Source organism: Thalassospira permensis NBRC 106175 (assembly GCF_000714555.1).
In the GTDB taxonomy this organism is placed as follows: Bacteria; Pseudomonadota; Alphaproteobacteria; order Rhodospirillales; family Thalassospiraceae; genus Thalassospira; species Thalassospira xiamenensis.
On sequence record NZ_AUNC01000004.1, the window covers coordinates 112,568 to 118,790 of the forward strand.

General features: G+C 55.4%; 6 protein-coding genes. 3 read left to right on the top strand and 3 right to left on the bottom strand.

What is annotated here, in order from left to right; all coding sequences use genetic code 11:
• Positions 1 to 67: 67 nt before the first annotated feature.
• Together SMB34_RS03980 and SMB34_RS03985 are read right to left on the bottom strand one after the other, a co-directional pair.
• A complete protein-coding gene (locus SMB34_RS03980; RefSeq protein WP_007091951.1) occupies positions 68 to 514 on the bottom strand; it encodes an Rrf2 family transcriptional regulator in 447 nt (148 codons plus the stop codon).
• Between the two features lie 4 nt (positions 515 to 518).
• Positions 519 to 1,016: a GNAT family N-acetyltransferase gene (locus SMB34_RS03985; protein WP_223305055.1), complete on the bottom strand. Its 498-nt coding sequence runs from the start codon at positions 1,014 to 1,016 to the stop codon at positions 519 to 521.
• Between the two features lie 481 nt (positions 1,017 to 1,497).
• On the opposite strand from SMB34_RS03985, the gene SMB34_RS03990 reads away from it, so the two are divergent.
• The gene (locus SMB34_RS03990) at positions 1,498 to 1,974 is read left to right on the top strand and encodes an Lrp/AsnC family transcriptional regulator (protein ID WP_007091953.1); all 477 of its coding nucleotides are present in this window, start codon (positions 1,498 to 1,500) and stop codon (positions 1,972 to 1,974) included.
• 20 nt (positions 1,975 to 1,994) lie between these two features.
• Here SMB34_RS03990 and SMB34_RS03995 read toward each other — a convergent pair whose 3' ends face one another.
• Positions 1,995 to 3,332 carry an MATE family efflux transporter gene (locus SMB34_RS03995; protein WP_037987756.1) on the bottom strand — a complete coding sequence of 446 codons (1,338 nt, stop codon included), beginning with the start codon at positions 3,330 to 3,332 and terminating at the stop codon, positions 1,995 to 1,997.
• A gap of 706 nt (positions 3,333 to 4,038) precedes the next feature.
• On the opposite strand from SMB34_RS03995, the gene SMB34_RS04000 reads away from it, so the two are divergent.
• Together SMB34_RS04000 and SMB34_RS04005 are read left to right on the top strand one after the other, a co-directional pair.
• On the top strand, positions 4,039 to 4,737 hold the full coding sequence (locus tag SMB34_RS04000; RefSeq protein WP_037987757.1) for an alpha/beta hydrolase: 699 nt from the start codon (positions 4,039 to 4,041) through the stop codon (positions 4,735 to 4,737).
• Between the two features lie 241 nt (positions 4,738 to 4,978).
• Positions 4,979 to 6,223 (top strand): cache domain-containing protein (locus SMB34_RS04005; RefSeq protein WP_037987808.1); only part of this gene is annotated, 1,245 nt, incomplete at its 3' end.

Below are 6,223 nucleotides of genomic sequence, written 5' to 3' on the forward strand. Positions count from 1 at the left end.
TGCGAAAAAGGCCGTCAGATTGCTCTGACGGCCTTTTGATTTTGGTGCGATTATCTTAAATGGCGGCTTATACCGCGCGGAACAATCCTGTCGACCGCGGTTTTTCCGGGCGGCGCTTGCGCATCAGTTTCAGCATGGTTTCAATCGAAATCGACAGAAGCGTCGCATGGGTGATTTCCTCTATCTCGTCCATCACCTGCGACAGCGCGACACCAGCATTGGTGTCCTGCACAATGCCGCTTGTCGGGCCTGCACCGACCTCCTCAAACAGCCTGACAACATCAAGCAACGTCGTGCGCTTGGCATTGCCGCAGAAACGATAACCGCCACCGGCCCCACGGACCGATTCAACCAGCCCCGCCCGGCCCAGATCGCGCAGGACCTTTGCCAGATGGTTGGTCGAAATATTGTATCTCTCGGCGATTTCGGATGCCGAAAGCTGCCGGTCGGTATCCTCGGCCAGTTCCAGCACGGCATACAGCGCAAACAGGGTCGCCTTTTGCAAAGACATCATGGCGTTACACCCCTTCGTCCATATCGGTTTCAAGCTGGATAAAGGGTCCGGCCATCATACCCTGCGCGCGGAAGAACGACATAAGGTCGGTCGCATCGCGCGGGATCATGGTGCGGATCTTGGTCACACCGGCCTTGCGGAAACAGCGGCAGATTTCCTTGTAAAGAATGCTGCCGATCCCGCCCATGCGCAAATTCGGCTCGACACTGACAGTGCCGACCCAGCCGCACGGGACCGAGTTGAATTCCCATGACCGGACTTCCCCGAAAATGCAGCCCAGCAACGTATCGCCTTCTTCGGCAATCAGGAAAAACCGGGAATCCTTACGATTGCCATAACGGGTGAACAGGTCATCCCAATATTCCGGCTTGCGAAGGCCCGTTGTGCGGTCGTCAAGTGCGACCACATTGGCAAGGTCATCCTTGACCGCCGGACGGATATTGATTTTATGCTCGCCAATCGAGACTAGGTTATATCCCGGTGTATCTTGCGCAGCGTCCACCACGTAATGCCTTTCTTGTCCTGCAGGTTGGCAAAACCCCAACCCCCCAGCTCCTGACAGGAGAATAACCACCGTAAAAATACGTAAATTGGTACGATTATACTACACTGTCATTACCACGCGCGGCAACGATAAGTTCCGCCGCAAGTGCGAACAAAGCAAAGCAATGCAAGGATTTGAACGACATAACGCCGATATTTGTTCCATGCAAGTCCTAACGCTTTTCGCACTGCAAACCAGACTGTTTTGCCCTGCCCGGCAACCGGGAATTTCGGGGTCTTTTGGTCCGGCTTCGAAATCACAATCTGTTACCGTAAAAACATCACGCCCGGATCACGCAAGGATTGACAGGAACGCGAAGTCATGGCTTATCGCGCAGCATGATTTTTGCGCTGGCGGGTAATTTATGCAAAGCCCGCAATGCGGCAAAATCAACCCGGATCACAATAATATCCATCGAGTATAAGGAGTGGGGCACGCCATGGCGCGCAACGGTTTCGACGCAATTGATCGCAAAATTCTTCGCGAGATTCAGGAAGACGGGCGCATCTCGATGGTCGAACTGGCCGATAAGGTCGGTCTTTCCGTGTCCCCCTGCCTGCGCCGCCTGCGCAAGCTCGAAGAAAGCGGCGTAATCCGCAAATATGTCGCCCTGCTGGCCCCGTCACATCTGCGTCTGGGTGTGAATGTCTTTGTCACCGTGTCCCTGACCCAGCATGACGAACCGTCGCTGCGCCGTTTTGAAACCGCGGTGCAATCCCACCCGGAAATCGTTGATTGCTATGCCATGGTCGGCAATCAGGATTACATGATGCGCATCGTCGTGCAGGACCCGGCCGCCTATCAGCGTTTCCTGTCCGACGTCATGATGAAGCTGCCTGGTGTCGCCAACATCAAATCAAGCTTCACCCTGCACGAAGTCAAAAACAGCACCACCCTGCCCGTGCCAGAGGCATAAGGGACACGCGAACCCCTGCCCTAAACCGTGGCAACCCGGCGGGCAGGAATGATCGTCGGGAACAGCACCGCCAGCGTCACCCCGCGCAGCAGGAAGAACGCATTGAACGACGCCCAAAGCAGATGATTGCTGTCTGCCACCACCGCCCCCCATGCCATCCCGGCATAGATCGCCACCGACAACAGCATCATGTTCCGCCAGTGCTTGGTCTGCATCGCACCCAGAAACACCCCGTCGAACTGAAAACCAAGCACCCCGGTAATCGGCAACATCACCGCCCATAACAGATAGCTGTATGACGCATCGCGGACTTCCGGGATCGACGTCAGGCCATCAATGATCCACGGCCCCATAAGGCCAAAGATCGCCGCCATAACCACCGCCGATACAATCGCCCAGATCGTTGTTTTGCGCACCGCCCAAAGGAACTGCTTGCGCCGTTCCGCCCCATAGGCCTGCCCGACAAGCGTTTCCGCCGCATGGGCAAACCCGTCCAGCGCAAACGAGCCAAACATCAGGAAGTTTTGTAAAACCGCATTCGCTGCCAGTGTCACCTCGCCAAAGCGGGCGGAAAAACTGGTGAAAATTGCAAAGGCAGATGTCAGCGCCATGGTGCGCACAAAGATATCGCCATTGATTTTCATCAGGCGCGCCATTTGGGTTCGATCAAAAATACCAATCCCGCGCCACGTTCCGCCAAGCCGTTTTAAATGCGGCTGCATCAAAAACCAGCCCAGCATCACACCGGAATAATCGGCAATCACCGTGGCCCCTGCCACCCCCTTGACGTCCCAGCCAAAGCCTTGGACAAACAGGATATCCAGAACCATGTTCAGACTGTTGAGAACCACCTGAAAAATAAACACCGCGCGCGCATCACGCATCGCCAGCAACCAGCCCAGCATGCAGTACTGCATCAATGTCGCGGGCGATGCCCAGATGCGCACATGGAAATAATCCCGTGCCGCCGCCTCGACCGCTGCGGTCGGCCGGATCAACGCCATCGCAAGCTCGATGATCGGCCATTGCAGCACCATAACCGCAAGCCCCGCCGTCACCGCAATCAGGGCCGCACGGGCGAACACCGCCCGGACCCCGTTGGGATCACGCCGACCATCGGCCTGTGCGGCAAGCCCGGTGGTCGCCATGCGCAAAAAGCCAAAGCTCCAGAACACATAGGAAAAAATCAGCGCCCCGACCGCAACCGCCCCGATATAATGCGGACTGTCCAGATGGCCGACCACAGCGGTATCAACCGCGCCCAGTAACGGAACGGTAGCATTCGAAAGGATAATCGGCAGGGTCAACGCCAGAACGCGTCGATCCCCCTTGCCAAACCAGCGACGCGTGCGGCTCACTGGGGAACTCGTCGGGGAACTCATCGGGGCCTCGGAAAATCGTCTGATCGGATGGGGCGAATTCCGGATCACCCGGAGGACTTCTTGTGACACAGTTTGCACCGGCGCAAAAGGCACCTTTGGAACTGTTATGCATCAAAGAATCCACATTCGTGAACAACCTCCGCGGGTTATTCACCCTTTAGGTGATTTTTGCGCGTACCCGGCATCGGTAAATTTCCGGTTTGGCGTGGAACGACGGTTCACAGTTTTTTCACAATCCCCCTCAAACGACTGTGAAACTGCGATAAATTTATAAAAAAATTTTCGGCCATTTGGCCATGTTTCCTGTCCAAAATACTATCCCAATGCATAGCCTCTCGACGCAGTTTCATACTTTCACAGCAGAAATCCTGATCAATTCTGACTATACCGAACCAATTACCCCCAAAGTTATCCACAGGCACTATCACAACCCGGATCACACCCCTGTTCCGTCATTTACATGCCAGATGCATACCCATCCGGCATTTGTCCGACGGACCTGCTCTTTGGCCTGATGCAATCCTTGGCAAACCGATCATCTTTCGCATCATTTAGGGGAACCCAGGGCGGTCAAATTGCGGCCACAGGAAATCGCCAGATATAAGCAGATATAAAAAGACTGGCCGTTGCCACGCAGCATTGCTAATCAGGAACAAAGACAAACAAAGGGATCTGATCTGACATGACCGCTGAAACCGCATTGAAGGGCCCGATGCTGCCGGCCGCATCAGGCACGACCAAAAGCATCGTGATCCTGCTGCATGGCTATGGTGCCGATGGCAATGACCTGATCGGGCTGGCACCGCATTTTGCCCGTGCCCTGCCCGACACCGCGTTTTATTCGCCCAATGCCCCGTTTCCATGCGAAATGTCGCCGTTCGGACGGCAATGGTTCAGTCTGGCCGAATATGATCCGGAATTCTTCCGTCGCCAGCCGGAAACCATGTCGGGCGCGCTGCGCGCCATGGCCGAGGGGGCGGCGAAAAATGCCGCCTATATCGACCGCTTCATCGACACCCTTCTGGCCGAACATGACCTTCCGGCGGATAAACTGGCGCTGATCGGCTTCTCGCAGGGCACGATGATGGCCCTGCAAACCGCCCCGCGCCGCGATCCGGCCCTGGCTGGTGTTGTCGGTTTCTCTGGCGCGCTTCTGGGCGACGAAGCCTTTGCAAGTGCGATCAAAACCAGACCGCCGGTTTTGCTGGTCCATGGCACCGCTGATCCGGTCGTCCCGATCGAGGCATCACGCCTGGCACGTGATACCCTGACCTCCAACGGCTTTGACACCGAACTGCACGAACGCCCCGGCCTTCAGCACGGCATCGACGAAGAAGGCATCATGCTGGCGACGAAATTCCTGCAAGAGCATCTTGGCTGATCTGCGCATCTGTCGGGATCATGACTGCGAAAAGGCCATCCGGTTTTTCCCCGGATGGCCTTTTTTCTTATGGGTTATCTTGAAACCGTCAGCGCCGCAACAATATGCCTAAAGCCTTGTGAAATTGGGATAAATCAAAAACATTCGTACATCATCATGTTAATGATCAAATGCCGGTGATCCGATTGATCAGCGGAAACAACGTCGCCGCGTGTGCGAATTGAAAACGGATCTGCATAAAATGCTGCAAAACATCAAAATCGGATACAAGCTGGCTCTACTGTCGCTAATCGCCCTGATCGGCCTGATCATCGCGTCCAGTGTTCAGCTCATGACACTCAAAGACACCCTTCTCGAAGACCGGAAGGACAAAATCCGTGCCACGACCGAACTTCTCCATAGCATGGCCGAAGGTTATCAGGCGCGCGTCAAGTCAGGCGAACTCGAACAGCAGCAGGCAATTGACGCCTTCTACAAATCCGTTTCATCGGGCCGGTTTGACGGTGACATCGGCTACTACTTTTCCTACACCGAAACCGGTCGCAACGTGATGCATGCTGCCAACCCCGCGCTGGTCGGCAAGGAAATGTACAATATTCAGGACCCGACCGGTGCCTTCATCATTCAGGATATGATCAAGGCAACCCGCACCGATGGCTTCTTTACCTATATGTGGCCCAAACCCGGCGAAGCCAAAGACGTGCTGTTTGAAAAGCTCTCTTTTGCCATGGTTCTGCCGTGGGGCGATATTTTTGGCACCGGCATTTACATTGATGATGTTGAAACCGCCTTTCGCAGTGCAGCCACGACCGCAATCATCATCAGTGTTGTTATCGTCGTGATTTTGGTTCTTTCCGGTTTGGCGATTGGCCGCAACATAACATCCGCCCTTGGCCAGCTATCGGGTCGAATGACCCAGATCGCCAATGGTGATCTCAAAGGTGAAATTGAAGGTCAGGATCGCGCCGACGAAGTTGGTGATATGGCGCGCACCGTTGTTGCCTTCCGCAAACAGGCGCATGAAAACCTGCAATTGCAGGACCGCCAGAAACAGATGGAAGCAGATGCCGAACAGAAACGCCGTCAGGATATCCTCGACATGGCCGGCAGTCTCGAAAGCCGCGTAAAGGGGCTGATCCGGTCCATATCAGCATCGATTGCCGATATGAAAAAGGCGACGGCAAACATGCAGTCGGCGACCGAAATGAACAGCAAGCTGTCCGGTGCGGTTGCAACCGCCACATCGCAAACATCGGGCAATGTTCAGACCGTCTCGGCCGCGACCGAGGAACTGACCGCCTCCTCCGATGAAATCGCCCAGCAGATCGCGCGTTCGGCCGATATCGCCAACCAGGCCAATGACGAAGCCACCCGCACCAATGAAACCGTGACCGGCCTTGCCGATGCGGCGCAAAAAATCGGCGACGTCGCCAAACTGATCGGTGACATCGCCGAACAGACAAACCTTCTGGCCCTGAACGCCACC